Here is a 24,995-nt window from a genome sequence, read left to right as displayed (position 1 = left end):
TGAGCAGCCCGCTGCTCAACTCGCGTGGCGGCCTTCCCGCAGGGGCCAGGGCCGCCGGAGGGAATCAGCGGGAAGGCTCCTTCGCGTGTGCGGGGACGGCGGGGCGCGTCGTCCCGGCGGAGGCGGCCGGGCGGCGCCCGGGGATGAACGACATGATCACCAGGGCGATGAGGGCCATGACGGCGCCGAGGGCCAGCACGACGCGGAAGCCGTTCTGGGAGGGGACGATCACAGGGCCCAGGGACATGGTCAGCTGGGCCAGGATGGCGCCCGAGACGGCGCTGGAGATCGAGGTACCGATCGAGCGCATCAGGGTGTTGAGGCTGTTGGCGGCGGCCGTCTCGGACAGGGGCACGGCGGCCATGATGAGCGCGGGCATGGCCCCGTACGCCAGCCCGATGCCGGCCCCGATGACGGCGGAGACGAGCACGAGCTGCCAGATGGCGGACATCAGCGCGGCGCCCAGGCCGTAGCCGGCGGCGACCACGACGGCGCCGACCATCAGCGTCGTCTTGGGACCCCTGGCCCGGGAGATGCGCGCCGACAGCGGTGCCATGGCCATCATCACCAGGCCCGACGGGCCCATCACCAGGCCCGCGACCAGCATCGACTGGCCCAGCCCGTAGCCGGTGGCCTCGGGCAGCTGCAGCAACTGGGGGAGTACCAGGGACATCGCGAACATCGCGAACCCGAACACGGCGGAGGCGAGGTTCGTGAGCAGCACCTGACGGCGCGCGGTGGCGCGCAGGTCCACCAGCGGCTGCCTGGTACGCAGCTCCCACCAGCCCCACAGCAGCAGGACGACGACCGAGACCGCGAACAGCCCGATGGTACGGCCGCTGGTCCAGCCCCAGCCGGCGCCCTGGGAGATGGCCAGCAGCAGGCACACCAGCGCGGCCGACAGTCCGGCCGCGCCCACCAGGTCGAAGCGTCCCCCGCTGCGGACACTGGACTCGGGCACGAGCGTGAGCACGAGCACGGCGGCCACGGCGCCGAATCCCGCCGCGGTCCAGAACAGCACGTGCCAGTCGGTGCGCTCGGCCAGGAAGGCGGCCGCGGGCAGGCCGAGCGCGCCGCCCACACCGAGTGAGGCGCTCATCAGCGCGGTGGCCGAGCCGAGGCGTTCGGCCGGCAGTTCGTCGCGCATGATGCTGATGCCCAGGGGGATGACGCCGGCCGCCAGCCCCTGCAGGGCCCGTCCGACGACCATAGGCGCCAGGGAGTCGCTGAGGGCGGCGACGGTCGAGCCGGCCACCAGCAGGGTCAGGCTGATGAGCAGCATGAGCCGCTTGCCGTACATGTCGCCCAGTCGTCCCATGACCGGGGTGGCGACGGCGCCGGCCAGCAGCGTCGCGGTGATGGCCCAGGTGGCGGCGGAGGGCGAGGCGCTCAGGAGCCGGGGGAGCTGGGGGATCAGCGGGATCACGAGGGTCTGCATCAGCGCGACCACGATCCCGGCGAAGGCCAGCACCACTACGACGGCATTGGTCCGCGGCGGGCCGGGCGGCTCGGCCTCGAAGGGCTGAGCTGTTGCATGGCGCATGGAAAGGTCTCCGTCCGAGCGGCCGGATATCTGCGATCCGGCCACAACTTAAATCAACTGTTTGACTTAAATTAGCAGGGCCGGTTGACTGGGCGCGTACCGAGGGCCGAATTCGAGGGGTACGGTGGTGATCTGATGGAGAGAACCGCCCGGGCCGAGCGCGTGAGCGCGACGCGAGAGCAGATCCTGACGGCGGCGGAGCGGCTGTTCGCCGAGCACGGGGTCTTCGCCGTGTCCAACCGCCAGGTCAGCGAGGCCGCCGGCCAGGGCAACACGGCGGCGGTCGGCTACCACTTCGGCACCAAGGCGGATCTCGTACGCGCCATCGTGCGTAAGCACACCGAGCCGATGGAGCGGTTGCGCCTGCGCATGCTGGCCGAGATCGCCGACTCCACGGACGCGCGTGATTGGGTGGGCTGCCTGTTGCGCCCGATCACCGAGCACCTGGGCGCTTTGGGGAACCCCACCTGGTTCGCCCGGTTCAGCGCCCAGGTGATGACCGATCCCGCACTGCGCGAGATCATGATCGAGGAGACGATCAGCTCGCCGTCCCTGCGCCAGGCGATCGACGGGCTCAACCGGTGTCTTCCCGACCTGCCGCTGGAGGTACGCCTCGAACGCGGCGACATGGCGCGTCAGCTGATGGTGCACATGATCGCCGAGCGTGAGCGCGCGCTCGCCGAAGGCGCCCCCACACCCCGGTCCAGCTGGCACGACGCCGCGACCGGGTTGATCGACGCGATCGTCGGTCTCTGGCTGGCTCCGGTCACGCCCCGCTCGTAACCGCTGGACCGTTCAGGCAAGGCGCACCGCACCTGAACGGTCCAGCGGCGTGCGGTACTTAGTCCGATCTGAGGCGAAAGCTGTTTGATCGTGCGTAATTAGGCCCTCCTCGATCGGCGTAAGCCGGGTTACATTCACGTTAATTTGCCCTCTCTTATCCCCCTGAGCAGAACGAAGGGAGAGGCATGAGAACGAGAACCGCGCTCGCCGCCCTGACCGCTGCGGCGATCCTCATGCCGGCCGCCGCCAACGCCACCGGGACCGCCGCCGCCAACGCGAACACCCTCGGGACCGCCGCCGTGAAGGCGGCCGGGGCCGCAGGCGCCACGGCTCCGCCGCCCGACGCCCAGTTCCAGAAGGTGACGCTGAACGACAATCCGGGTGAGCCCATGGACCTGGCGGTGTTACCGGATTCGAGGGTCCTGCACACCACCCGGCCCGGTGTGGTCTGGTTGCACGATCCGAAGACCGGTCTCAACACGCAGGCCGCCCGGCTCGACGTCTACCGGCACGACGAGGAGGGACTGCAGAGCATCGCCCTCAGCCCTGGCTTCGGCAAGGGCTCCAAGGCGGACGACTGGGTGTACCTCTACTACTCCCCGCCGCTCAACACCCCCATCGACGACCCGGCGACGCCGGACTTCAACGAGGGCGATGCCCCGGTCACCGGCACACCGGCGGACTTCGCGCCGTTCAACGGGCTGATCCGGCTGTCCCGCTTCCGCTTCACCGGCGCCACGATCGACCTCCGTACCGAGCAGCGCATCCTCGATGTGCCGGTGAACCGCGGCATCTGCTGCCACGTCGGCGGGGACATCGTCTTCGACGCCGACGGCAACCTCTACCTGTCCACCGGCGACGACACCAACCCGTTCTCCTCCGACGGCTACAACCCCATCGACGAGCGGCCCGACCACAACCCCGCCTTCGACGCCCAGCGCAGCGCCGGCAACACCAACGACCTGCGCGGCAAGGTCCTTCGCATCAAGGTCCGCGCCGACGGGTCCTACACGATTCCGCGCGGCAACCTGTTCCCGCCCGGTACGGCGCGTACCCGGCCGGAGATCTACGCGATGGGCCTGCGCAATCCCTTCCGCATCGAGCTCAACCGGTCCACGGGTGAGCTCTATGTCGCCGACTACTCGCCCGACGCGCGGGAGGCCGATCCTCAGCGCGGCCCGTCGGGGACCGGCAAGTGGACGGTGATCCGCAAGGCCGGTAACTACGGCTGGCCGTACTGTGCGACGGCGCGGCTCCCGTACGTCGACTACGACTTCGCGACCGGCACGTCAGGCGCGGCGTTCAACTGCGCCGCGCCCGTCAACGAGTCGCCGCACAACACCGGCCTGCGCGCGCTGCCACCGGTGACGCAGCCGAACGTGTGGTACTCCTACGGGGCTTCAGCGGAGTTCCCGCAGCTGGGCACCGGCGGCATCGGGCCGATGGCCGGTCCGGCGTACCACTTCGACCCGCGCAACACGCGCGGCCGGACCGCCGTGGGGTGGCCGAAGTACTTCGACGGCGTTCCGCTCTTCTACGAGTGGACCCGTGACTACGTCAAGGCGTTCCATCGTGACGGGCGGATCGAGGACGTGCTGCCCTCGTTCGTCTTCGACAACCCGATGGACATGGAGTTCGGCCCAGATGGCGCGCTCTACGTGCTGGAGTACGGCGACGGCTACTTCCAGGAGAACCCGGACGCCCAGCTCTCGCGCTACGACTACATCGGCAACACCGGCAACCACACTCCCGTCCCGGCCGCCGTCGGCTCGCCGACCGACGGCCACGCGCCCCTGACCGTCCGCTTCACCAGCGCCGGTACGACCGACCCCGACGGCGACAGGCTCCGCTACGCCTGGGACTTCGACGCCGACGGCAAGGTCGACTCCCGCAGCCCCGAGGCGTCGTACACCTACCAGAAGAACGGCCTCTACAACGCCACGCTCAGGGTCACCGACACCTCCGGCATGTCCGCGGCGACGTCGGTGCGGATCGTGGTCGGCAACGCCGCGCCGGTCGTGGAGCTGGTCCGGCCCGCCGAAGGGCAGGCTTTCCACTTCGGCGACGTCGTCGAGTTCGAGGTGCGGGTCACCGACGACCAGCCGGTGGACTGCGCCAAGGTGACCGTGGACTACATCCTCGGCCACGACGACCACGGCCACCCGCAGACCACGGCCCGCGGCTGCACGGGCTCCATCCAGACCACCTTGCCGAGCGGACACGATCCGGAGACCGACCATCTCACCGGCGTCTTCGTCGCCGGCTACACCGACCCCGGCGGCACCGACCTGCCACCGCTGACCGGCAGCGACCAGGTCGTCCTCCAGCCCACACGTTAGGAGTTTCCCATGTGCTACGGCTACGGCCCCAGCAGGCGGTCCCTACTCGCCGCGGGCCTCGGACTCGGGGCGGCCGCGCTGGCCGCCGCTTCCCCCGCCGCCGCGGCGACGCCGCCGCACCACTCCGGCGGGGAGCGCATCCCGCCGAACCAGATCAGCATCCAGCTCTGGACGGTACGCGACGACCTCGCCCAGAACTACGACGCCACGCTCACCTACCTGGCCGAGACCGGCTACCCGAAGGTCGAGCTGGCGCTCGGCTACTTCGGTCGTACGGCCCAGCAGCTGCGCCAGTTCCTCGACGGGATCGGCATCCGGGCCAGCTCCAGCCACGACGGCCTCACCACCGACCAGGCCGGTCTTGACACGAAGATCTCCAACGCGCTGACCCTCGGCCAGTCCTTCATGGTCGTGCCCTACCTGAACTCCACCAGCGAGGACGAGTGGAAGGCGTGGGCCGAGCGCATGAACGTCGAGGCGCGGGCCGCCCGCTCGGCCGGGCTGCGCTACGGCTACCACAACCACGCCCACGAGTTCACCACCGACCTCGGCGGCGGTAAGACGCCCTGGGACGTGCTCACCGCCGAGCTCGATCCGCACCTGGTCCACCTGGAGATCGACCTCTATTGGGCGGTCACCGGCGGCGTCGGGCGCGGGGCCCCCGACCCCGTGCGCTTCGCGCTCGACGTCATCCGCAGGGCGCCGCAGCGGGTGCTGCAGTTCCACGTCAAGGATCGCGCGCCTGACGGCGACATGGCCGACCTCGGCACCGGGACCATCGACTTCCGGCGCATCTTCGACAAGCACCGCGTGGCGGAGTACATCGTGGAGAACGACACCCCCGATGTGACTCCCCGGCGCACCGCCGAGGTCGGATATCGCTACCTGCGGAAGGTGCGGTTCTAGGGTCTGTTGCCGGGCACCCAGGTTCTTGGGCGCCCGGCTCCTTGGGCGTCTGGGTTTTTGTCTGGGCGTCCGGCTTGGGCGTTCGGGTTTTTGTCTGGGCGTCCGTGTCAGGCAGCGATATCGGTCAGTGAGCGGTCGCGGGTGCGGACGCCCAGGCGGATGATGCCGGCGGCGATCACCAGCAGCCCCACCAGGACGAACGACGCCGGCCGCGCGCCGAAGCCGGTCAGGATGGGCAGCACCACGAAGGGGGTGACCGCGCCGCCCAGATGCCCGACTCCGTCCGCGATGGCCGACGCCGTACCCCGTGCCCGGGTGGGGAACACCTCCGCCGTGTAGGTGTAGGCGGGGGTCGCCATGAAGGCGATGCCGAACGAGCTGAACAGGGCACCGACGGTGGCGACCGCCTCGCCCATGTCCAGGGTGATGAGCAGCAGGGAGGCCGCGAAGACCAGCGTGCCGATGATGACCATGGTGCGGCGTTCCATCCGCTCCACCAGCAGTACGGCCGCGACGGTGGAGACCAGCGGCATGGCCCGGGTGAGCACGCTGACCAGGACCGCGTCGGAGGTCGAGATGCCGATGCCCTCCAGGATGAGTGGCAAGTAGCTGGCGTAGCCGTACATGGCGATGTAGAAGATGAACCAGAAACCCAGCACGATCAGCATGCGCCCCAGGTACGGGGCCTTGAAGAGGGCGCGGGCCGGCATCGTCTCCTCGGCTGGAGCGCTCTCAAGAGGCTCCTCGTCGTACGCGCCCTCGGCACCGCCCGGGGGCAGGCCGACACGGGTCTCCATCTCGCGGACGATGCGGTCGGCCTCGTCGGCGCGGCCCGTGGCCACCAGCCAGCGCGGCGACTCCACCAGCGCGTGCCTGCCGACCAGCGGCAGCACCAGGAGCACCAGGCCACCGAAGGCCAGCAGGTAGCGCCACCCGTCGGGGGAGGCGCCCAGGACCAGCAGCGAGGCGAACCCGATCGCCAGCAGCAGCACCGTGCCCACCATGTACAGGCGCGACAGGTAGCCGCCGCGCTGGTTCTTGGGCGCCAGCTCGCCGATGTAGGCCGAGCACAGCGCGAGCACCGCCCCCATCCCGCACCCGGTCAGGAACCGGAAGAAGGTCAGCGACCACACGTCCCACGAGAACGCCGTGAGCAGCCCGCCGATGCCGAGCGCCAGAATGGTCAGCGCCAGGCCCTTCTGCCGGCCGTGCCGGTCCGCGATGTGCCCGAAGGCGTACGCGCCGATGCAGTATCCGACGAGGTTCCACGTGATCGGGTAACCCAGCTCGGCCCCGGCCAGCCCGAACGCGCTCCGCATGGAGGGCAGCGTGATGGTCAGGACGGAGATGTCGTAGTTGGCGAAGAAGAAGCAGAGCATGAGCGCGAGCCAGCCCGCGCGGCTGAGCCCGACTTTCGGCATGGCGTCGATGCGGGCGTCCACACTGCGGGCGTTCACGCCGCGAGTCGGTACGGGCGGTTCCGGGGCGGGCGAGTCGAGGGGCGTCTGAGACATGGCGGCCTCCTTGGAATGGGGCAACGAAGCACGAGCTGGAGGCGCTCTCCTGCGGTTTCCAGGACATGAGCATTGCGACATGAGCTTTGAGACATGAGCTTTGAGGCATGAGCAATGAGCGGACATGAAGCGGTGAGCGGTCCGCGCCCGCGGGATGGGGGCTGTGACAGGGCTCACGGAGAGGCGGTGCTGGGAACCGTAGGCAGGTCCCGGCGGTGGTGACCATCGCGGTTTCGCGCATGTGCACATGCGCGAAAACGCAACGAAGGGGACGCCCTAAAGGGTGAGCGCCTGCCCGGCCCACTCCTGTCGCAGCGCGTGGACGAGCCGCCGTACGACGTCGTCCTGTCCCGCTCGCGACCGGTGCCAGGCCACGCCGAGCAGGAATTCCAGGTCGTCGCGGAGCGGGACGATCACGAAGGCCGGATCGTCGAAGACCCGGGCGGCGCCGCCGTTGCGCGGGTCGAGCGTCAGCGTGACCCCGTGGCTGCGGCGGATGTGGCTGGCCAGCATGACGGAGTCGTTGTCCGGCATCTCGTGGAGCGAGGTGATACCGGCGCTCTTCAGCCGCCGGTGCAGCCGGTCCATCGCCAGGGGCTGGGGCGTGAGCGGGCCGACGGTCAAGATCCGGTCCGTGAGGTCCCGCAACGTCAGCTCGCCGGCGGCGGCCAGCGGGTCGTCGGCCCGCATCGCCGCCGAGAACACGTAGCGGGCCACTACGAGACTGTCGAGCTCGGGCCGGTCCAACGGGAGGTGAACCAGGGCCGCGTCGAGCTCGCCGCGCACCAGCGCCGGCAGGAGCTCGGCGGACGGCGCCGCCGTCGCGTCCACCGCGAAGGAGGGGAACGCCTGCTCGGTCACCGCCAAGAACCGGTCCATCACGGCCGGCGGGCACAGGTGCGTGCCGCCCACGCGCACCACCCGGCTCCTGGTGCCGGACGCCTCCCTGATCGCCTCCTTCAGGCCGTCCACCTGCTCCAGGATGCCGCGTACCCGCTCGACCAGGACCGCGCCGCCGGCGGTGAGCTCCACCTGGTGGTAGCGGCGGACGAACAGCTCGACCCCCAGCTCGCGCTCAAGGTCCTTGACGGCGCGGCTGACCGGTGACGGAGTCAGATGCAGCCGATCCGCCGCGCGACCGAAGTGAAGCTCCTCGGCGACGGCGAGAAAGCATCGCAGCTGCTGTACGTCCATGAGCGGGAGTCTGTGGCGGGCCGTCGCCGCGCGTCAACCGGCATGTTCCGTTTCGCGCTGGTGACCACGGGGTTGGCCTGACGCGGTCATGTTGCCGATTGGGACGCGTGCCACGTTGCCGATTCGGACGTTTTCAGACCGGAAACCGAGTGGCATCCTCACGGTTGTAGGAAACCTGTTCGCAACAATCCTGGCGAGCGGCCATGAACCGCTCGAAATCCTGGTGAGCGGTCCTGAACCGCTCGACGATCCCGGCGCGCGGCCCCGAACCGCCGCTCGCGGGCCGGGATCCCTCCGCCGCGACAGGTCATGTCCGGCGTACTCGCGCATCCTTCACACCGTGGGGTGATTCACCATGCCCGCAGCCAGGGGCCTTCCCCTCGCCGGTCTTCGGGTCATCGACCTGGCCGACGGCAAGGCCGAGATGTGCGGCCGCTTCCTCGCCGACCTCGGCGCCGACGTCATCCGCGTCGAGCCGCCCGGCGGCGCGCCGACCCGTCACCGCGAACCGGTCCACGACGGCGTGAGCCTCTACTTCGCCACGCACAACGCCAACAAGCGCGGCATCACCCTGGATCTGCGCGACCCCGTGGGCCGTGACCGGCTGCTCGATCTGGCCGCCGGAGCGGACTTCCTCATCGAGACCGAACGCCCTGGCACCCTCGACGGCCTCGGTCTCGGCGCGGACGCGCTGCTGGCGCGCAACCCGGCGCTGGTCGTCGTCTCGATCACCGACTTCGGGCAGACCGGCCCGTATCGGGACTGGATCGGCACCGACTGGACGCACATGGCGCTCGGCGGGGTGCTGTCACGCTCCGGCATCCCCGGCCGTCGGCCGGTCATGCCGCCCGGCTCGCTGGCCTACGAGTCGGCGGCCATCCAGGCGGCGTGGGCGGGCCTGCTGGCGTACCTGAACCGGCTCGACACCGGACGCGGCGACCACGTCGACTGCTCGGTGTACGAGATGACCGCCCAGGTACTGGACCCGGGCTTCGGCATGGGCGGCTCGGCCACCGGCGGGGTCCCGGCCACCCGCCTGCCGCGCGGCCGTCCGCAGGCGGGCGACCTGTACCCGATCTTCCCGTGCGCCGATGGATACGTCCGGATCTGCGTGCTGGCCAAACGTCAGTGGCGCGGGATGTTCGGCTGGCTGAAGGAACCGGAGGAGTTCGCCGACCCCAAGTACGACAGCATGGGCGCCCGATTCGGAGCCGCTGAGCGGCTGCGCGTCCTCATGGGAGAGCTGTTCAGGGACCGGACCAGGGACGAGCTCGTGGCCCAGGGGCAGGAGCGCGGCGTGCCGATCGCGGCGCTGCTCGGCCCCGGCGAAGTGCTTGACAGCCCGCACTTCCGCGCGCGGGGCAGCCTGCTGGACGCCGAGGTCGCCCCGGGGCTGACCGGCCGCGTGCCGTCCGGGTATGTCGAGGTGAACGGGGTACGGGCCGGGTTCCGGCACCGGGCCCCCGAGCCGGGGGAACACGACGACGAGGTCTTCGCCGAGGTGACGCCCGGCAGCCCGCTCACCCCCCGTACGCCGGTCACCACCGAAACGGCCTCCGATAAGCCGGTCGCCTCCGACGCGGCCGAGGTCGCGCCGCGGCGGCCCCTCGACGGGCTTCGGGTGCTGGACCTGGGTGTCATCGTGGTCGGTGCGGAGCTGGGTCGGTTGCTCGCCGACCAGGGCGCCGAGGTCGTCAAGATCGAGAGCCGGGCCTACCCGGACGGCAGCCGCCAGTCGCTCGGCGACGAGGTCATCAGCGCCGGCTTCGCCTGGGGCCACCGCAACAAGCTCAGCGCCGGGATCAACCTCCGCTCACCCGAGGGCCTGGACCTCTTCAAGCGGCTCGCCGCCGACTCCGACGTCATCCTGTCCAACTTCAAGCCGGGCACGCTGGAGTCGCTGGGTCTCGGCTACGACGTCATCAGCGAGCTGAACCCCAAGATCATCATGGCCGACAGCAGCGCCCTGGGCCCGACCGGGCCGTGGAGCAGGCGCATGGGCTACGGCCCGCTCGTCCGCGCCTCCGCCGGGCTGACCGGGCTCTGGCGGGACACCGAGGTCGAGGCCGGATTCTGCGACGGCATCACCATCTATCCCGACCACATCGCCGCGCGGGTCGGCGCCGTCGCCGTGCTCGCCGCGCTCATCGAGCGGCGGCGTACCGGGAAGGGCGGCACGGTCAGCGTCGCCCAGGCCGAGACGATCCTCACCCAGCTGTCCACCGGCTTCCTGCGCGAATCACTGGAACCCGGCTCGTTCACCGCCCACGGCAACAACGGCGAGTGGGACGCGCCCCAAGGGGTCTACCCGTGCGCGGGCGACGACGAGTGGTGCGTGGTGAGCGTCGACGGCGACGAGCAGTGGCGGCGCCTGTGCGAGGTGATCGGCCGCGCCGACCTGCGCGCCGACGCGCGGCTGGCCACCGCCGCGGGCCGCCGCGCGCACCGCGGCCTCGTGGACGCGGCCGTGACCGAGTGGACGGCCGCCACCCCGCCGCGAGTGGCCATGGAGCGGCTGCAGGAGGCCGGGGTGCCCGCCGGGATGATGCGGCGCGTCATCGAGTATCTGGACGACCCCCAGCTCAACGCCCGTGGGTTCCTGCGGGAGATGCGCCATCCGTACATCGAGCACGCCCTGCGTACCGAAAACGCCCCGGCGACCTTCCGCGGGGTCGCCGACCCCGAGCTGCGCCCCGCGCCGCTGGCGGGGGAGCACACCCGGCTGGTGGCCGCCAAGCTGCTCGGCCTGGCCGAGTCCGAGATCCAGGCGCTCATCGACGCGGGCGTGCTGGAAGAGGCAACGAATGAAGGAGCAGACCATGGGTGAGCCCGCCGCGCTCGTCGAGCGCCGCGACCACATCGTGTTGATCACATTGAACCGGCCCGAGGTCCGCAACGCCGTGAACGCGGAGCTGACCCGCGCCGTCGGTGAGGCCCTGGACGAGGCCGACGCGGACGCGTCGGTCCGGGCCGTGGTGCTGACCGGGGCGGGGGACAAGGCGTTCTGCGCCGGTGCCGACCTGAAGGCGGTGGCCCGCGGGGAATTCTCCACCGAAGGGCTCAAGCCGCACTGGGGCTTCGCCGGATGCGTCACGCATCCCATCGCCAAGCCGGTCATCGCCGCCGTCAACGGGTTCGCGCTCGGCGGCGGCACCGAGATCGCCCTGTGGGCCGACCTGGTGGTGGCCGCCGAGGCCGCCGCGTTCGGGCTGCCGGAGGTCAAGCGCGGCATCCTCGCGGGCGCGGGCGGCGCGTTCCGGCTGGCCGCGCAGCTGCCCACTAAGGTCGCCATGGAGATCCTGCTGACCGGTGAGCCCGTCACCGCCGCCGAGGCCCTGCGGCTCGGCCTGGTCAACCGGGTCGTACCGCGGGCCGAGCTGTTGACCGCCGCGTTCGCCCTGGCCGAGATGGTCAGCGCGAACGCCCCGCTGTCCGTGCAGGCCAGCAAGCGGATCGCGCGCGGGATATCCGATGGCACCATCCCGTCCGAGCAGGCCGCCTGGGAGCGGACCGCCGCCGAGAGCGCCGCGCTCATGCGGTCGGCGGACGCCAAGGAGGGGCCACGCGCCTTCGCCGAGAAGCGCGCCCCGGTTTGGGAGGGACGATGAACCGCACATCGGTCATCGCCGGTCTCGGCATCACCGAGATGGGCAAGGTCTATGGCCGGAGCGCGCCCGAGTTCGCCGCCGAGGCCGTACGGCTCGCCGCCGCCGACGCCGGTCTCGACCTGCGCCAGGTGGACGGCCTGCTGACCAACACCGGCCTCACCGCCGACGTCGGCCTGAGCCTGCAGCGGGACCTGGGGCTGCGCGAGCTGCGCCTGCTGTCGGAGGTGCAGGCGTACGGCTCGTCGGCCGGCGCCATGGTCCAGTACGCCGCCATGGCCGTCGCCTCCGGCATGGCCGACGTCGTGGCCTGCGTCTTCGCCGACGCGCCGCTCAAGGACAAGGCGTCCGGGGGCGGCGCGGCCTACGCCGGCGCCGGCCGCAGACTGGCCGGCTGGCAGGGCCTGACCGCCGCCTCCGGGATCTACAGCGCCAACACCATGTACGCGCTCGCCGCCCGCCGGCACATGCAGAAGTACGGCACGACCAGCGAGCAACTGGGGCACATAGCCGTCGCGCAGCGCGCCTGGGCGGCCAGGAACCCCCTGGCCCAGATGCGTACCCCGATCACCCTCGAAGACCACCAGAGCTCCCGGTGGATCGCCGAGCCGTTCCACCTCCTCGACTGCTGCCTGGTCAGCAACGGCGGCGTCGCGGTCATCGTCACCTCCGCCGACCGGGCCGCCGACATCGCCCAGCCCGCCGTGCACATCCGCGGCTGGGGACAGGCGCACCCCGGGTACGTCATGGGCAGGGACAGCGAGTTCGGCCTGGTCAGCGGGGCCGCCCTGTCGGGGCCGACGGCGCTGAAGATGGCCGGGGTGTCGATCGACGACATCGACATCGCCGAGCTGTACGACTGCTACACCTACACCGCGCTCATCTCCCTGGAGGACTACGGCTTCTGCGCCAAGGGCGAGGGCGGCCCTTTCGTCGCCAGCGGCGTACTGGGACCGGAGGGGACGCTGGCCGTCAATACCGGCGGCGGCCAGCTCTCCTCCTATTACATGTGGGGGATGACCCCGCTGTCGGAGGCCGTCATCCAGGCTCGCGGCCAGGGCGGCGACCGTCAGGCCCCGCGCAACGACATGGTGCTGGTCAGCGGCAACGGCGGCGTACTCGACCACCACTCCACCCTCATCCTCAGCCCGCACGCGCGATAGGAGCATGCCGATGCCCGTGGGAATCGTCCACCGTGACGCGGCCACCGCCGAGTTCTTCGACGGCACCGCGCGCGGCGAACTGTTGATCCGGCACTGCGCTCAGTGCGGCGGCTTCTCCGCTCCGCAGGCGCGTACGTGCCCGAGGTGCGGCTCACCTGAGCTGTCCTGGACAGCCGCTTCCGGGACGGGATCGGTCGTGAGCTGGTCGGTGGTGCACACGAAGGGCGCGCCGCCGACCGTGGTCGCGATCGTCGAGCTGGAGGAGGAGCCGTGGCTGCAGCTCCAGATCACCGATGCCGCGCCCGAGGAGGTGTACGCGGGCCTGCCGGTCCGCGTCGCCTTCGAGTACCCCGAGGGCGGCGAAGCGGTCCCCGTCTTCCGCCCGGCCGCAGGGTCGGGCTGAGGAGTCACACCAATACCGCGCCGCCGGCGATGTCGACGATGACGCCGGTGATCCAGCTCGAGTCGTCGGAGGCGAGGAAGAGCGCGGCCCGTGCGACGTCTTCGGACGTGCCGAGCCGCCGCAGCGGGTGTGACTCGGCCAGCGAGCGCTGGACGTCGGCCGGTATCCACTGCTGATTCGTGTCGGTGAGGATCGTCTCCGGGGCGAGGCAGTTGGCCCGGATGCCGAACGGACCCACCTGGGCGGCCAGATCCTGGGTGAAGAGCTGCACACCGGCCTTCGCCGCGGCGTACGCGACGATCGTCCGTTCGCTCGGCTTACGCCCGGCCGCCGAGGACAGGGTGATGATGTTGCCGGTCCGGCGCTCCTTCATGCCGGGCAGGAAACACTTGACGGTCAGGAAGGTACCGGTCAGGTTCCGATCGATGTCGGCCCGCCAGCTCTCCTCCGTGATGTCCTCGATGGGCGTGGGGCGGCTGGCCGTGCTGCCGGCGTTGACGACCAGCACGTCGACGTGGCCGTACCGGTCGAGGATCTGCCCGCGGATCCGGTTGAGGTCGGCGGCGACAGTGACGTCTCCGGTCACGCTGATGGCCTCACCGCCGAGGTCGTCGACGCGCGCCTGGACCGCGGCGAGCGCGGCCTCGTCGCGGCCGTGCAGCACGACTCGGGCCCCGGCCTGCGCGAACGTGGTCGCGATGGCCGCCCCGATCCCTCGGGAGCTGCCCGTGACCAGGGCGACCCGGTCCTTGAGAAGGCTCATCGTTCCTCCGGGGGTCAGGCCGTCGCCGTCAGGACGATGATCGCCACGGCCAGGGCGGTGTCGAGCACGAGACAGAACTCGGCGAGCGACCGGGTCACCACTCGGTTCGCCCGGTAGTGGTAGACGTCCCATGCGGCGTGGCCGAGCAGGCCCAGCGCCACCAGGTAGCTGCCGACCGTCGGGTTGACGAACAGCGCGATCGTGGCCGCGGCGCCGAAACCCAGCATGGCGATCAGCTGTAACGGCAGCCCAGCGGGCTCAGGCCGCGTACCGCGCAGGGGACCGTAGCCGCGCAGCAGACCGTAACCGCCCAGCAGGACGCCAAGACCCAGCACCGCCCAGGTCGCCTCGAAGTCGTCATCGATGAGCTCCGCGGCCAGGATGACGGCGAAGGTCAGGAAGAACACGGGCCAGGTCGAGGCGGGTTTCCCGAACGCGGCCGCACCCAGGTACACCACCGCCGAGGCGGCCAGCACCTTGGCCAGTTCGAGGCCCGTGGCCATGTCCAGGATCATGAGCACGGCGGTTCCGACCCCGACCAGAACCGGCCAGTGCCGCAGCGCCTGGCCGAGTGGAGGGGTCGTCTGTGTCGTCATCGTCGTTTACCGCCTCGGGGGGTCGCGCAGTTGCGTTCATCCTCTTCTCGTCATCCTCTATCCCGGCGGATCATCGGGGCCAGGACAGCAACCGGACATTTACCGGACATTGGGCCCGGACATTTACCGGGCATCGGGCAGCATGTCCGGAGATGGGGATGGGCTACGCGTCGTCTGCCATCGGGCTGAACTGGATGCCCGCCAGCCGCCACGAGCCTTCCTGCCTGACCCACGTCTGGGACACCCGCACCCGAAGCGCCACCGCCCGCCCATGAGAGGTCGCCTGGTTGCTCTGCACATTGCGCACGATCGCGGCGTCGCCATACATTCGGATGTCGATCTGGCTGGTGTCCAGGGCGTGGTACTGGAATTGGGCGTGGCGACCGATCCACTGCTCCTTGTCGAGCACGTACCCCTTGGGCCCGATCGACTGGAAGTCGTCGGCCAGTAACGCGCGCAGGCGTCCGGCGTCGGCGGCCAGCTCCGCCGCGTCGAACTGCCGCTGAAGGCCGAGAACCGTCTCTTTCTCCGTTGTCTCCATGTTCTCCATGGGAGCCGAGCATAAGCGGGAGAACCGGAATGGTCACCGGACAAAATGCCCTCCCGAATTGTCCGGTTAATGCCCTGGACTACCTTCCTGGTGATGGCCGAAAATTGGCCCGCGTCATGTCTTCTCGGGGCCCGCCCGGTGACATCGCGAGCCGCTGATCAGTCGTGTGCATGGAACCAAGTGCCCCGGACAGCCCGTTTCTTGAAAGAGTGTGTTTGTCTGCGTGCCGGGTTGTTCAGCGGAAAGGGTGGCATATGGAGCCGCTATGGGCCGATGATCCACGCCAAGTGGGGTTAATTCGGCTGAGGGGCCGGCTGGGCGGCGGCGGCATGGGGCAGGTGTACTTGGGCCGTACCCGGGGCGGCTGGCCGGTCGCGGTGAAGGTGGTGCGGTCGGAGCTGGCCGGCGACGCGGAGTTCCGGCGCCGGTTCGAGTACGAAGTGAGCATGGCCCGGGAGGTCGGCGGGATCTACACCGCTCACGTGGTGGACGCGGACACTAACGCCGATCCGCCGTGGATGGCCACCGCCTACATCCCCGGCCCGACCCTGCACCAGGCCGTCGCCACGCACGGACAGCTGCCGTCCGCGGCGATCGGTGTGCTGGGGGCGGGCCTGGCCGAGGGCCTGATCGCGATCCACGAAAAGATACTGGCGCACCGCGACCTCAAACCCGGCAACGTGATCCTGGCCGCCGACGGTCCCCGGGTCATCGACTTCGGCATCGCCCGCGCTTTGGAGGCCGCCTCCCACACCGTCACGGGGGCCGTGATCGGCACTCCGGCGTTCATGTCGCCCGAACAGAGCCGAGGCGGCGAGGTGGGCCCGGCCAGCGATGTGTTCTCGCTGGGGGCGGTGCTGGTGTTCGCCGCCACCGGTTGCGGCCCGTTCGGTACCGGCCAGAGCGACGCGGTCATGTACCGCATCCGCCATGACGACCCCGACCTGACCGGCCTGCCGAAGGACCTGGTCGACCTGGTGGGCGCCTGCCTGGCCAAGACTCCTGAGCACCGGCCCAGTCCCGCCGATCTCCTCGACCGGCTCGCCGCATCGGCCGAAAGCACCACGCAATGGCTCCCGCCCACGGTCACCGCGCTGATCACCCAGCTCGAAGAGGACCTCTCCGAACCTTCTGGCGACCCTTCGATCCCTGAGCGGGTCGCCTCCATCCCTGTGCGGGCCGCCGATCCGAAGCAACAGCCGGCGATCGACCACGCCCTACGGATCGCCTGTTCCATCGCCGATCCCGACGAGCAAGAAGAGGCGCTGTGCGGAGTCGCCCTCGCGATCGTCGAGGCTGATCCCGACCACGCGGAGCAGTATCTGCGGCGCATCCCGTCGGAGGTATGTCGGGCAGCGGCTCTGCTAGCCCTCGCCGAGAAACTGCCCGAATCCAACCGCGCCCAGCAGTCGATCGGTCACGCCGAACAACTCATCACTCAGCTCCTCGACGATGTCTCGAACGCCGTGGGATACGAACAGTTCGAGTACTTGGTCGAACAGCTCATCGCGGTGGATCCTCAGCGGGCGCTCGCGTTGCTCGACGACGTTGAGCGGCGGGTCGTGGACTTCGACGATCCCGAGTTGCGAGCCAAGGCGCTGGCGGCCCTGGCCGCCAAGATGGCCGTCGACGCCCCTGATCGCGCCACCAGGCTGATGGCCCAGGCAGTAGACGCGGCCCGCATGATCCCACCCAACGCCGACTACGCGTTCGTCCTGCCCCAAAGGCTCGCGGAGATCGCCAAGATCGGTTATGCCGCCGATCGGCGATACGCCGAGCAGCTGATCGATCTAGCTGAAGCGGCCGCGCTCGACGTCACGGGCCAGGGCGACGAGCGAAACTTCGCGCTCAAGGTGACCGCTGTGGAGGTCGCGGAGGTCGATCCCGCCCGGGCGGAACAGACCATCAGCAAGATCAGGGACGCCCACATCCGCTCATCTGCCTGGGGCGACAGCATCAAGGCGGCGGCCTCCGCCCGGCAGGATCATCGGCCTCTGCTCGACGCGGCCGAACAGAGTTTCGCGAAACTCGCGGCCCAGAAACCGGCCCCGGTGAAGCCCGACCCCTGGTGGGCCCGCTGGGGAGCCCGGCCCAAGCCCGGCGCCAACAAGAGGTACTACGGTCCGTGGCATCTGAAATACATCACCATCGGCGCGGCCTGGTGTGACCCGTCGCGGGCCGAAACCATCGCCTCGCTGATCACTGATGCCCAACATCGGAGTGAGGCATTCGCCGATATGGCCGGCGAGATCGCCGAGGCCAATCCTCTGCAGGCACGGTGGTGGCTCAACACCGCGTACCAGACCGCCCTCGAAGCCGAGGCGAAATGGGTTCTCCCCGTGATGGGAACGATCGCGGCGGCCGGGGTCACCGTCGCCCCCGAAACCGCGCAGCAGGCCGTCGAGTACATCACGACCCACGCCGACGCCACGGACCTGAACGCGGAGCGGCTGACAACGATTGCCCGAGATGTCGTCGCCGTCGACCCGGAGCTGGCCATACGCCTCATCGACCTCGCAGAGACCCGAGCACAACAGCCCGGTAAGACACGGCTCGACAAAAGAGATCTGGAGCGCGTCGCCAGGACCCTGATGACCGTGGCGACAGCGTGGGCCGACTCCAGGCCCGAACGAACCCGCCCCATCCTGCGCCACCTGCTGGAGGTCGCCCTGGCCGCAGGATCGACCAAGTACCTGTCGATCACCGAGACCGCCGTACCGAACCCACATGTCGTCGAGCAGCTCCTGCGGGAGTCCCGCGGTCCCGGCCGGGATCATCTGCGGTACATCGCGGCAGCGGCGTTCGCGGCGACCGACGCCCATCGCGCTGAACAGCTCGCCCAGGAGATCACCGACGACTCCCTGCGGTACGCGGCACTCAACGCCCTCGCCGTATCGATCATCAAGCAGGCCATGGGCTCGGCGGCCCCCCCAAACGCCAAGCGCGCCACATAGCACCGCAGAACGCGCCGGATCCCTGGCTACGAGGGGCCGCACGTGTGCCGTAAAGTGCCACATCATGGTGGATTGGGGTATTCGGCGGGCTTTGGCGGCGGACATCGAGGCGATGGTCGAGCTACGCGCCGTGGTGATGCGGGCCGACCTGGAGCGGCTCGGCCGGTACGACGAGCAGCGAGTACGGCAGCGAATGAGAGACGCCTACGACCCGTCGCACACCTGGGTGATCGAGGTCGGCGGCGAGTTCGCCGGCTGCGTGGCGCTACGGGAGGCCGAGGACGCCCGCTGGCTGGAGCACTTCTTCCTGGCCCCGCACCTACAGGGTTCCGGCATCGGTTCGGGCGTCCTGCGCGAGCTGCTGGATCGGTGCGACCGTGACGGTGTCCCTGTCCGGTTGAACGTGTTGCAGGGAAGTCCTGCCCGGCGGCTGTACGAGCGGCACGGGTTCACCCTGGAGACCGAGGATCCGGTGGACGTGTTCATGGTCCGCAGGGTGCCTGACCGCTCGTACCGGATGTCCTCGCTTCGGTCCCGTCACATGTCGTGATCACAGCTTGGCCTGATCGGGAGCATGTCGGTGTTCAGCGTCGACAGGGCGCGTTTCCGTTGGGACACGCCAATGTCAAAACTGCGCGAAAACGTGGGCTCGTACGGCAAGGCCCCGTATCGTGCCAGGTAGAGGGCCTTCTCCTACTGGATCCACCCCGGACGGCGTCCCCTGCGCATGGCGCGCATGGAGCCTGCTTCGGATGGGGTTCTTCGTTGGATAGGAGTTGGTTCGTATGGACTTGCAACGTGCGCTGCTTATAGCGCTCGCGATAGTCGCCTCCACCAGCATCTCGACCGCTCTCATGCTCGCGGACGGCTCCACGTGGCCCGCCGCACTCCTGACCGGTCTCGCCGCCGGCGGCGCCGTTCTGTGGGGGCTGCTCGGCTGTTTCAAGCACCACCTATAGACGCGAAGGAAGGGACCCAGCCCTTCGCCAGGTTGGGCCCCTTCTCGTCACCCCAGCACCGCCGACCGCTGAGACATGACACGCGTCACTCCGCTGACGCCACCGGATGACCCGCAAAATCGTTGGACAACGCGGACACCCATGACCATCGTTGGCAGGCATGCGACAGGAAGAGATCTGGGATCTCGAGACCGCCGAGCGCTATGACACGCCGGGCACCGGCATGTTCGCGCCCGAGGTCTTGGGCCCGACCGTGGACCGCCTCGCCGAGCTTGCGGGCGACGGACGGGCGCTGGAGTTCGCCATCGGAACCGGCCGCGTGGCCGTGCCGCTTGCCGAGCGAGGGGTGCCTGTAACCGGCATCGAGCTGTCGACTCCGATGGTCGCCCAACTGCGGACGAAGGTGGATGACGCGACGGTCCCGGTGATCGTTGGCGACATGGCGACCGCCGTCGCTCCGGGAAAGTACGCGCTCGTCTACCTCGTCTTCAACACGATCTCGAACCTGCTCACCCAGGCCGAGCAGGTCGCGTGCTTCCGCAATGCCGCCCGCCACCTCACACCGGGCGGCCGGTTCGTGATCGAGCTCTGGGTGCCCGAGCTGCGCAAGCTGCCACCAGGTCAGCAGGCCACGGTCTACCACTGCGAGCCCGGCTACATCGGCCTGGACACCTACGACATTCTGCGGCAGCACGTCGTCTCCCACCATTTCAGGTTCGACGAGAGCAGGCAGGCTCAGCTGTACCGTAGCCCGCACCGCTACATCTGGCCGACCGAGCTCGACCTCATGGCGCAGCTGGCCGGGTTCGAGTTGGAGACCAGGCATGCCGACTGGACCGGAGCCGACTTCACCGCCGAGTCGCGTTCCCACGTGTCCGTCTACCGCATCCCCCCGGACCACTAGCTTCACCTGTCCTGGTAGGCCCGTGGCCAACTGGGCTGGTAGCAGCAGCGCATACCCGTTTGTACGGTGGTGCGCAGTTCATCCCCGATAACCGGATCGGCCTCCGCGATGCGGCTCAGCGTACGCCTGATGGCCTTGCCCACCGCGACCCTGGCGCGCTCGGCGCTGCCGGTGAAGTGACGGGTCCGCTCGCCGAGGCCGGTGGCCGCGGCCAGCTCGTCGAGCAGCCAGTCGCGCTCGGCGCGTACCGCGGCGACCCGTTCCGAGTCGTTCATCGACTCGAGCTCGTCGATCTCGGCCCGCAGGTGTGACAGCCGCTGCATGTAGCGGCGTTTGGCCAGGTCGTCGAGCACCGGCTGGGCGCTTTCGCCGTCCCGGCCCGTCGACCGGCCGGGGAGGATGGAGCCGGCGGCCAGTTCGAGGGCGGAGATCTCCTGGTACGGGTTGGCCAGCAGGAGCGCCAGGTGGTTCATCCCCACGCTGTGCTCGACGTACGCGGTCCGGCCGGCCAGCTCGATCCGCCATTGCCGTCCCCAGCGCTGGCAGGACACGGCCGACCGGCCGGCATCTTCGATCGGCCGGGCCAGCAGGGTGCCCAGTTCCAGCAGGCACCGCTCGGCGCGCGAGTCCGTGGGCTGGAACAGGTCGATGATGCGCCGCAGCAGCTCCATGAGCAGGTCGGCGCGACCGTCGCCGGTGATCGGCCGCAAGTCCATGTCCATGACAATCGGCCGCATGTCTATGACAGACGGGCTGGTACGCCGCGCCATGCCGCCCCCTTTATCGCCGTAATGAATCCCCGTGCCGTGGTGAGTGGCTCGACCGTACGGGGACGGGGCGGCGGTGGGGATCGGTGGCCGATCCCTATATTGCGGCGGGCGATGCCTAACTTTCCGTCCTGGGTTCCCACTCGGCCAGGCCGAGCCTGATGGCCTGGTCGGCGGCGGCGGTGCGGCTCGGGGCGCCCAGTTTGGCGAGGATGGACGAGACGTGGTGACCGACGGTCTTGGCGGAGATGAATAACTTCGCGGCGATCTCGGCGTTGGTGCATCGGGCGCAGAGCAGGGCGAGCACCTCGTGTTCGCGCCGGGTCAGCCCGAACGGATGCCCTCGGGTCGCCGCACGCGGACCAGCGGGGAGGGACCGGGCGCCGAGTTCGCGGAGCTTGCGTCTGACGATGCGGGTGGCGGGGAAGGCGCCGAGGCCGGTGAGGATCTCCAGGGCCTGACGGAGCTCCGGCTCCCGTGGGGCGTGTGCCAGGGCCAGCGCGGCGTCGTACGGGCAGCGCAGCTCGGTCCAGGCATGCGCGGCCTTCGTCACGTCACCGCCGAGCTCCAGCCGGTACGGCTCGGCGTGCGCGCCATGCGCCCGGCGGCGAGAGCCGGTCCGCCGCAGCCAGACGGCGACCGCGCCGAGATCCCAGGCGTCGCACCCTTCGGAGGCGTCCGCGGCCAGTTCGGCCTCGCGGCGGGCGTGGTCCGCCTTCCCCTCCAGCCAGTACGCCTCGGCGCGGGTGAGCCGGACGGGCACGATCTGCTGCGGCTCGCGGGTACGGTCGGCGATCTCGGCCGCCTCGTCGAGGTACGCCCAGACCCCGGGCTCGCCACGGCGGGCGTGGATCGCCCCGAGCTTGCGCACGATGCACAACCGGCTGCACGAGGAGAGCGGCGTGACAGCGAGGATCTTGGCGCAGAGCGTCACCGCCTCGTCCCAGCGTCCCGTCCGCTCCATCATGGTGGCCTGCTCGCTGCGCAGGTGCATCGCGTACGTGGTGAGATCCCGCTCATCGCAATAGGCGAGGCCCTCGACCAGCAACGGCTCGGCTTCGGCGAACTGCCGCTCGCCCACGTAGGTGGCGCAGAAGTTCGCGAACGCCCGGCCCGCCTGATCTTGGTGATGCCCGGACAGACCGAGGTCCAACGCCCGGCGCATGCCCCCCACCCAGTCCTCGCCCTTGGCCGCGGCCGACGCCGCCATGGTGTTGAGCGCATCGCTGAGCACGTCGGTGGCACCCAGACGCTCGGCGATCGTCTTCGCCCGCCGTGCCAGGTCGATCGCCGCGTCGTGCTGGGCCTGCAGCATGCGCCGGTTGGCGAAGATGGCGTACGCCCAGGCCAGCTCGACGCTCGGCCCGAGTGGTTCCAGAACCGATACGGCGGCTTCGACGGCGGCGACCGCCTGATCCGCGCGGACAAGGTTCCACAGAGTGCGTGACAGCCGCCGCAGCGCGTCGCCCTCCCGCAGCCGATCACCCGCCTCGCGCCACTGCGCCAGCGCGTGCTCGCAGGCATCGGCCGCGTCCTCCCACTGATCGAGCAGCGCCGCCTCATCGGCCAGCCCCTCGTACAGCCGGGCGACAGTCGAGGCGTCCGCCCCGTCCGCGAACCGCAGGGCCCGCCGGAACTGCGCCGCCGCCTCACGGTGCGAGGCCAGCCACGCCGCACGGCGAGCGGCGGCGGGCGCGTGCCGCAGGACCGCTTCGGCATCGCCGGCCGCCTCGGCGTGGAAGGCCATCCGAGCCTCGTCGTCGCACCCCAGGTCGGCCAGCGCGGTCAGGACGAGGCCGTGAATGGCCCGGCCGCGATGCGCGGAGACCGCCCCCGCCACCGCCAGCCGCGCGATCTCATGACGGAACCTCAGCCACGGGCCGTCCTCGATCACCAGCCCGCACCCGAGCAACTCGTCCAGGGCGGACGGCGGGCAGCCGGTCACCGACTCCAGTAATCGCGACTCGACCCTGGTCCCGGTCAGCGCCGCCACGTCCAGCACCTGACGGGCCCCGCCGTCCAGGCGCGTCGCCCGCGCCAGCACCGCGTCCCGCGCCGACGGCGGTACCTCTGTCACCCCGGCCTGTACGACCTCGGTCACGTAGAACGGGTTCCCGCCGGTCAGCCGGTGCAGCGCGGCCGCCTCCCACCCACTCCCACGGGCCAGCAACTCCACCGCGCCGGCGGACAGCGGCGCCAGCGCGATCCGCCGCGTCGACCGCTGCGAAGCCAGATCGCCCAGGGCGACCCGGAACAGATCATCCGCTGCCAGGCCCTCGTCCCGGTAGGTGGCGATGACCAGCACCGGAGCGCTCCACAGCCGCCGGCTGAGGAACCGCAGCATGTCCAGGGTGGCCTCGTCGGCCCAGTGGACGTCCTCGACCGCGACCACGTTCAGCGTCCCGGGCTCACTGACCTCATGCAGCAGCCCGCGGAACAGCTCCTCACGCCCGGCCCCCGCGCGACACAGCTCCAGCAGCGCGCCACGACGCTGGTCCGCCACGTCGAAGAGCGGCCCGAGCGGACGCGGAGTGAACAGCCCGTCGCACATCCCCCACGACCAACGGGCCTCCGGCAGCTCTTCCTGGAAGCGCTCCACCAGCGCCGACTTCCCGACGCCCGCCTCACCCGAGACCAGAACCAGCCGCCCGGCACCCTTCCTGGCCTCGGCCGCGTACTCAGCCAGCGCCGCCAGCGACGGCTCCCGCTCCAGCAACCGCATGCCCGCAGTATCCGATAAATCCACGGAAACCGTAAGGCCGATCGCGGGCGACCCCGCTCAGCGCAGTTCGACCTCGACCCCCCTCTCGGTGAAGATGCTGAGCAGGTATTCCAGGGTGATCGCCGGTCCCCATGTCCATCGGCTGTACTCCGGCCGGTCGTATCCGGGGACGAGGTGCCGACGTGCCACGTCCGCGTCGTGCCAGATGAGCCGGAACGGCGTCCTGGCTCCCCATTTCCAGCGGAGGCAGTCCGCAAGCGCGCCGGTGTTCCAGCCGAAGTAGCCGCCCGGGCCGTTGATCGCCTCACCGATGGCACAGTAGAAGCTGTCGATGCTGGTGACGTACCGGCCATCGAGCTGGTACGTGCGCCCGGCCGGACGGTCCGGTCGCTCGTGCGGATGGTGCGCCAGGGCCGCGCGCGACCACGTGTGCTGCAGGGTTCGGTCGAGGTGGGTCCACAGGTTGGGCTCGGTCGGGCGGCCCTCGTACCACATCTGCCAGATCGGACGGGCGCCGATGGGCAGAGGGTTGTGGACGTCGGTGTCGAAAGCGATGTCGACGAGCCCGTCACCCAGGCGCGAGGGACGTGATTCGACGACGGTCGCGCTGAACATGCTGTGCGTCCCCACCGCGAGGCCGGCGGCGTCGACGGCTTGGATCGAGGCCTGGACCAGGCGTCGCTTGGGGGATCGGGCCTCGATGGCGGCGCGCAGCGGCGCTTCGGGACGGCAACCGATCAGCGTAGGCGGACGCGCATCCGGGAGCGGACGCGCGTGGAAGACGCCGGTGGTGTCCAGGCAGGTGCCCAGCGGTTCGTCATCGACGCCGCAGAGCCGGAACCCGGTCCCATCGGGCGGCTCTTCCGACGGCCATTCGCTCTCCTCGTCAAAGCGGATATATCCGCGTAATTCGATATCCAGCAGGCCATCCCGCACCTTTGACGGGCGGTGGTCGAGGACTGTGACGTCGAAAAGCTCTTCCTCGCATGAACAGGAATAGCCGTAGTCCAGGCAACCCGACTGCGGCCGTCGCGGATCGTGGATCGGGCTCAGGACGACGCTGGGCAGCCAGGCGCTCACACCATCAGGCCGCCGCAGCGCTTCGAGCAACGGGCCGACCGGCTCGCACCCGAGCAGGGTGTACGTTTCCGGCGCCGACGGCGGCTCGGGATCGACGAACAGTCCGTCGATGTCAGCGCATACCCCCAGGGTGACATCGGGGGAGCCGGTGTACTCGTCGATCAGTAGCCACCGCAGCGGCTCGTCCTGATCCCACCTCCACACAGGCTTCATGCGACCCCCGATCACCCACGAGCTACCGCCCCCAGGC

General features: G+C 70.0%; 20 protein-coding genes. 11 read left to right on the top strand and 9 right to left on the bottom strand.

The window, feature by feature from the left end; genetic code table 11:
• Positions 1-64: 64 nt before the first annotated feature.
• Complete coding sequence (locus ACIBO2_RS10925; RefSeq protein WP_358544299.1) at positions 65-1,543, bottom strand: MFS transporter; 1,479 nt, start codon at positions 1,541-1,543, stop codon at positions 65-67.
• A gap of 135 nt (positions 1,544-1,678) precedes the next feature.
• Here ACIBO2_RS10925 and ACIBO2_RS10920 point away from each other — a divergent pair, with 135 nt between their 5' ends.
• The 3 genes from ACIBO2_RS10920 (at position 1,679) to ACIBO2_RS10910 (ending at position 5,571) form a co-directional block, all read left to right on the top strand.
• A complete protein-coding gene (locus ACIBO2_RS10920; protein WP_358544298.1) occupies positions 1,679-2,326 on the top strand; it encodes a TetR family transcriptional regulator in 648 nt (215 codons plus the stop codon).
• A gap of 185 nt (positions 2,327-2,511) precedes the next feature.
• On the top strand, positions 2,512-4,665 hold the full coding sequence (locus tag ACIBO2_RS10915; RefSeq protein WP_397296522.1) for a PQQ-dependent sugar dehydrogenase: 2,154 nt from the start codon (positions 2,512-2,514) through the stop codon (positions 4,663-4,665).
• 9 nt (positions 4,666-4,674) lie between these two features.
• Positions 4,675-5,571, top strand: coding sequence for a sugar phosphate isomerase/epimerase (locus tag ACIBO2_RS10910; RefSeq protein WP_358544295.1), 897 nt, complete (start codon positions 4,675-4,677; stop codon positions 5,569-5,571).
• A 107-nt stretch (positions 5,572-5,678) separates the two neighbouring features.
• Here ACIBO2_RS10910 and ACIBO2_RS10905 read toward each other — a convergent pair whose 3' ends face one another.
• Both ACIBO2_RS10905 and ACIBO2_RS10900 read right to left on the bottom strand, forming a co-directional pair.
• On the bottom strand, positions 5,679-7,085 hold the full coding sequence (locus ACIBO2_RS10905; RefSeq protein ID WP_358544294.1) for an MFS transporter: 1,407 nt from the start codon (positions 7,083-7,085) through the stop codon (positions 5,679-5,681).
• 276 nt (positions 7,086-7,361) lie between these two features.
• Positions 7,362-8,279, bottom strand: a complete 918-nt coding sequence (locus ACIBO2_RS10900; protein ID WP_397296519.1) for a LysR family transcriptional regulator — start codon at positions 8,277-8,279, stop codon at positions 7,362-7,364.
• A 355-nt stretch (positions 8,280-8,634) separates the two neighbouring features.
• Here ACIBO2_RS10900 and ACIBO2_RS10895 point away from each other — a divergent pair, with 355 nt between their 5' ends.
• From ACIBO2_RS10895 to ACIBO2_RS10880, 4 genes are read left to right on the top strand one after another with little or no spacing between them, the layout of a single operon-like run.
• On the top strand, positions 8,635-11,106 hold the full coding sequence (locus tag ACIBO2_RS10895; RefSeq protein WP_397296517.1) for a CaiB/BaiF CoA transferase family protein: 2,472 nt from the start codon (positions 8,635-8,637) through the stop codon (positions 11,104-11,106).
• Positions 11,099-11,887, top strand: coding sequence for a crotonase/enoyl-CoA hydratase family protein (locus ACIBO2_RS10890; protein ID WP_397296515.1), 789 nt, complete (start codon positions 11,099-11,101; stop codon positions 11,885-11,887). The genes ACIBO2_RS10895 and ACIBO2_RS10890 overlap by 8 nt, the downstream gene beginning before the upstream one ends.
• Positions 11,884-13,047, top strand: coding sequence for a thiolase family protein (locus tag ACIBO2_RS10885; protein WP_397296513.1), 1,164 nt, complete (start codon positions 11,884-11,886; stop codon positions 13,045-13,047). The genes ACIBO2_RS10890 and ACIBO2_RS10885 overlap by 4 nt, the downstream gene beginning before the upstream one ends.
• A 10-nt stretch (positions 13,048-13,057) precedes the next feature.
• Entirely contained in the window at positions 13,058-13,450 is a 393-nt protein-coding gene (locus ACIBO2_RS10880; protein ID WP_397296511.1) for a Zn-ribbon domain-containing OB-fold protein, read from the top strand.
• 4 nt (positions 13,451-13,454) lie between these two features.
• On the opposite strand, the gene ACIBO2_RS10875 is transcribed toward ACIBO2_RS10880, so the two are convergent.
• The 3 genes from ACIBO2_RS10875 to ACIBO2_RS10865 all read right to left on the bottom strand — a co-directional run bounded on the left by ACIBO2_RS10875 (position 13,455) and on the right by ACIBO2_RS10865 (position 15,359).
• Entirely contained in the window at positions 13,455-14,213 is a 759-nt protein-coding gene (locus tag ACIBO2_RS10875) for an SDR family NAD(P)-dependent oxidoreductase (protein ID WP_358544286.1), read from the bottom strand.
• A gap of 14 nt (positions 14,214-14,227) precedes the next feature.
• Complete coding sequence (locus ACIBO2_RS10870) at positions 14,228-14,809, bottom strand: hypothetical protein (protein ID WP_397296508.1); 582 nt, start codon at positions 14,807-14,809, stop codon at positions 14,228-14,230.
• A 163-nt stretch (positions 14,810-14,972) separates the two neighbouring features.
• Complete coding sequence (locus ACIBO2_RS10865; protein WP_397296506.1) at positions 14,973-15,359, bottom strand: DUF4440 domain-containing protein; 387 nt, start codon at positions 15,357-15,359, stop codon at positions 14,973-14,975.
• Positions 15,360-15,646: 287 nt separating this feature from the next.
• Between ACIBO2_RS10865 and ACIBO2_RS10860 the strand changes: the two genes are divergently transcribed.
• The 4 genes from ACIBO2_RS10860 (at position 15,647) to ACIBO2_RS10845 (ending at position 20,176) form a co-directional block, all read left to right on the top strand.
• On the top strand, positions 15,647-18,313 hold the full coding sequence (locus ACIBO2_RS10860; RefSeq protein WP_397296504.1) for a protein kinase: 2,667 nt from the start codon (positions 15,647-15,649) through the stop codon (positions 18,311-18,313).
• 64 nt (positions 18,314-18,377) lie between these two features.
• A complete protein-coding gene (locus ACIBO2_RS10855; protein WP_358544280.1) occupies positions 18,378-18,863 on the top strand; it encodes a GNAT family N-acetyltransferase in 486 nt (161 codons plus the stop codon).
• Positions 18,864-19,098: 235 nt separating this feature from the next.
• Positions 19,099-19,272 carry a hypothetical protein gene (locus ACIBO2_RS10850; protein WP_358544279.1) on the top strand — a complete coding sequence of 58 codons (174 nt, stop codon included), beginning with the start codon at positions 19,099-19,101 and terminating at the stop codon, positions 19,270-19,272.
• A gap of 160 nt (positions 19,273-19,432) precedes the next feature.
• On the top strand, positions 19,433-20,176 hold the full coding sequence (locus ACIBO2_RS10845; protein ID WP_358544278.1) for a class I SAM-dependent methyltransferase: 744 nt from the start codon (positions 19,433-19,435) through the stop codon (positions 20,174-20,176).
• Positions 20,177-20,178: 2 nt separating this feature from the next.
• Here ACIBO2_RS10845 and ACIBO2_RS10840 read toward each other — a convergent pair whose 3' ends face one another.
• The 3 genes from ACIBO2_RS10840 to ACIBO2_RS10830 all read right to left on the bottom strand — a co-directional run bounded on the left by ACIBO2_RS10840 (position 20,179) and on the right by ACIBO2_RS10830 (position 24,958).
• On the bottom strand, positions 20,179-20,892 hold the full coding sequence (locus ACIBO2_RS10840) for a hypothetical protein (RefSeq protein WP_358544276.1): 714 nt from the start codon (positions 20,890-20,892) through the stop codon (positions 20,179-20,181).
• Positions 20,893-21,061: 169 nt separating this feature from the next.
• Positions 21,062-23,665 (bottom strand): AAA family ATPase, encoded by a 2,604-nt coding sequence (locus tag ACIBO2_RS10835; protein ID WP_358544275.1) that lies wholly within the window; start codon positions 23,663-23,665, stop codon positions 21,062-21,064.
• Positions 23,666-23,722: 57 nt separating this feature from the next.
• On the bottom strand, positions 23,723-24,958 hold the full coding sequence (locus ACIBO2_RS10830; RefSeq protein WP_397296501.1) for a barstar family protein: 1,236 nt from the start codon (positions 24,956-24,958) through the stop codon (positions 23,723-23,725).
• Positions 24,959-24,995: the final 37 nt, after the last annotated feature.

This window comes from Nonomuraea sp. NPDC050022, from assembly GCF_044460705.1.
Taxonomy (GTDB): domain Bacteria; phylum Actinomycetota; class Actinomycetes; order Streptosporangiales; family Streptosporangiaceae; genus Nonomuraea.
The sequence above is the reverse complement of the archived record's forward strand: the minus strand, read 5'-3'. Positions and strand labels throughout refer to the sequence as shown.

Coding starts and splice junctions, on each gene's coding strand:
- ACIBO2_RS10925 (WP_358544299.1), bottom strand. CDS start 1,543: ATGCGCCATGCAACAGCTCAGCCCTTCGAGGCCGAGCCGCCCGGCCCG.
- ACIBO2_RS10920 (WP_358544298.1), top strand. CDS start 1,679: ATGGAGAGAACCGCCCGGGCCGAGCGCGTGAGCGCGACGCGAGAGCAG.
- ACIBO2_RS10915 (WP_397296522.1), top strand. CDS start 2,512: ATGAGAACGAGAACCGCGCTCGCCGCCCTGACCGCTGCGGCGATCCTC.
- ACIBO2_RS10910 (WP_358544295.1), top strand. CDS start 4,675: ATGTGCTACGGCTACGGCCCCAGCAGGCGGTCCCTACTCGCCGCGGGC.
- ACIBO2_RS10905 (WP_358544294.1), bottom strand. CDS start 7,085: ATGTCTCAGACGCCCCTCGACTCGCCCGCCCCGGAACCGCCCGTACCG.
- ACIBO2_RS10900 (WP_397296519.1), bottom strand. CDS start 8,279: ATGGACGTACAGCAGCTGCGATGCTTTCTCGCCGTCGCCGAGGAGCTT.
- ACIBO2_RS10895 (WP_397296517.1), top strand. CDS start 8,635: ATGCCCGCAGCCAGGGGCCTTCCCCTCGCCGGTCTTCGGGTCATCGAC.
- ACIBO2_RS10890 (WP_397296515.1), top strand. CDS start 11,099: ATGGGTGAGCCCGCCGCGCTCGTCGAGCGCCGCGACCACATCGTGTTG.
- ACIBO2_RS10885 (WP_397296513.1), top strand. CDS start 11,884: ATGAACCGCACATCGGTCATCGCCGGTCTCGGCATCACCGAGATGGGC.
- ACIBO2_RS10880 (WP_397296511.1), top strand. CDS start 13,058: ATGCCCGTGGGAATCGTCCACCGTGACGCGGCCACCGCCGAGTTCTTC.
- ACIBO2_RS10875 (WP_358544286.1), bottom strand. CDS start 14,213: ATGAGCCTTCTCAAGGACCGGGTCGCCCTGGTCACGGGCAGCTCCCGA.
- ACIBO2_RS10870 (WP_397296508.1), bottom strand. CDS start 14,809: ATGACGACACAGACGACCCCTCCACTCGGCCAGGCGCTGCGGCACTGG.
- ACIBO2_RS10865 (WP_397296506.1), bottom strand. CDS start 15,359: ATGGAGAACATGGAGACAACGGAGAAAGAGACGGTTCTCGGCCTTCAG.
- ACIBO2_RS10855 (WP_358544280.1), top strand. CDS start 18,378: ATGGTGGATTGGGGTATTCGGCGGGCTTTGGCGGCGGACATCGAGGCG.
- ACIBO2_RS10850 (WP_358544279.1), top strand. CDS start 19,099: ATGGACTTGCAACGTGCGCTGCTTATAGCGCTCGCGATAGTCGCCTCC.
- ACIBO2_RS10845 (WP_358544278.1), top strand. CDS start 19,433: ATGCGACAGGAAGAGATCTGGGATCTCGAGACCGCCGAGCGCTATGAC.
- ACIBO2_RS10840 (WP_358544276.1), bottom strand. CDS start 20,892: ATGGACTTGCGGCCGATCACCGGCGACGGTCGCGCCGACCTGCTCATG.
- ACIBO2_RS10835 (WP_358544275.1), bottom strand. CDS start 23,665: ATGCGGTTGCTGGAGCGGGAGCCGTCGCTGGCGGCGCTGGCTGAGTAC.
- ACIBO2_RS10830 (WP_397296501.1), bottom strand. CDS start 24,958: ATGAAGCCTGTGTGGAGGTGGGATCAGGACGAGCCGCTGCGGTGGCTA.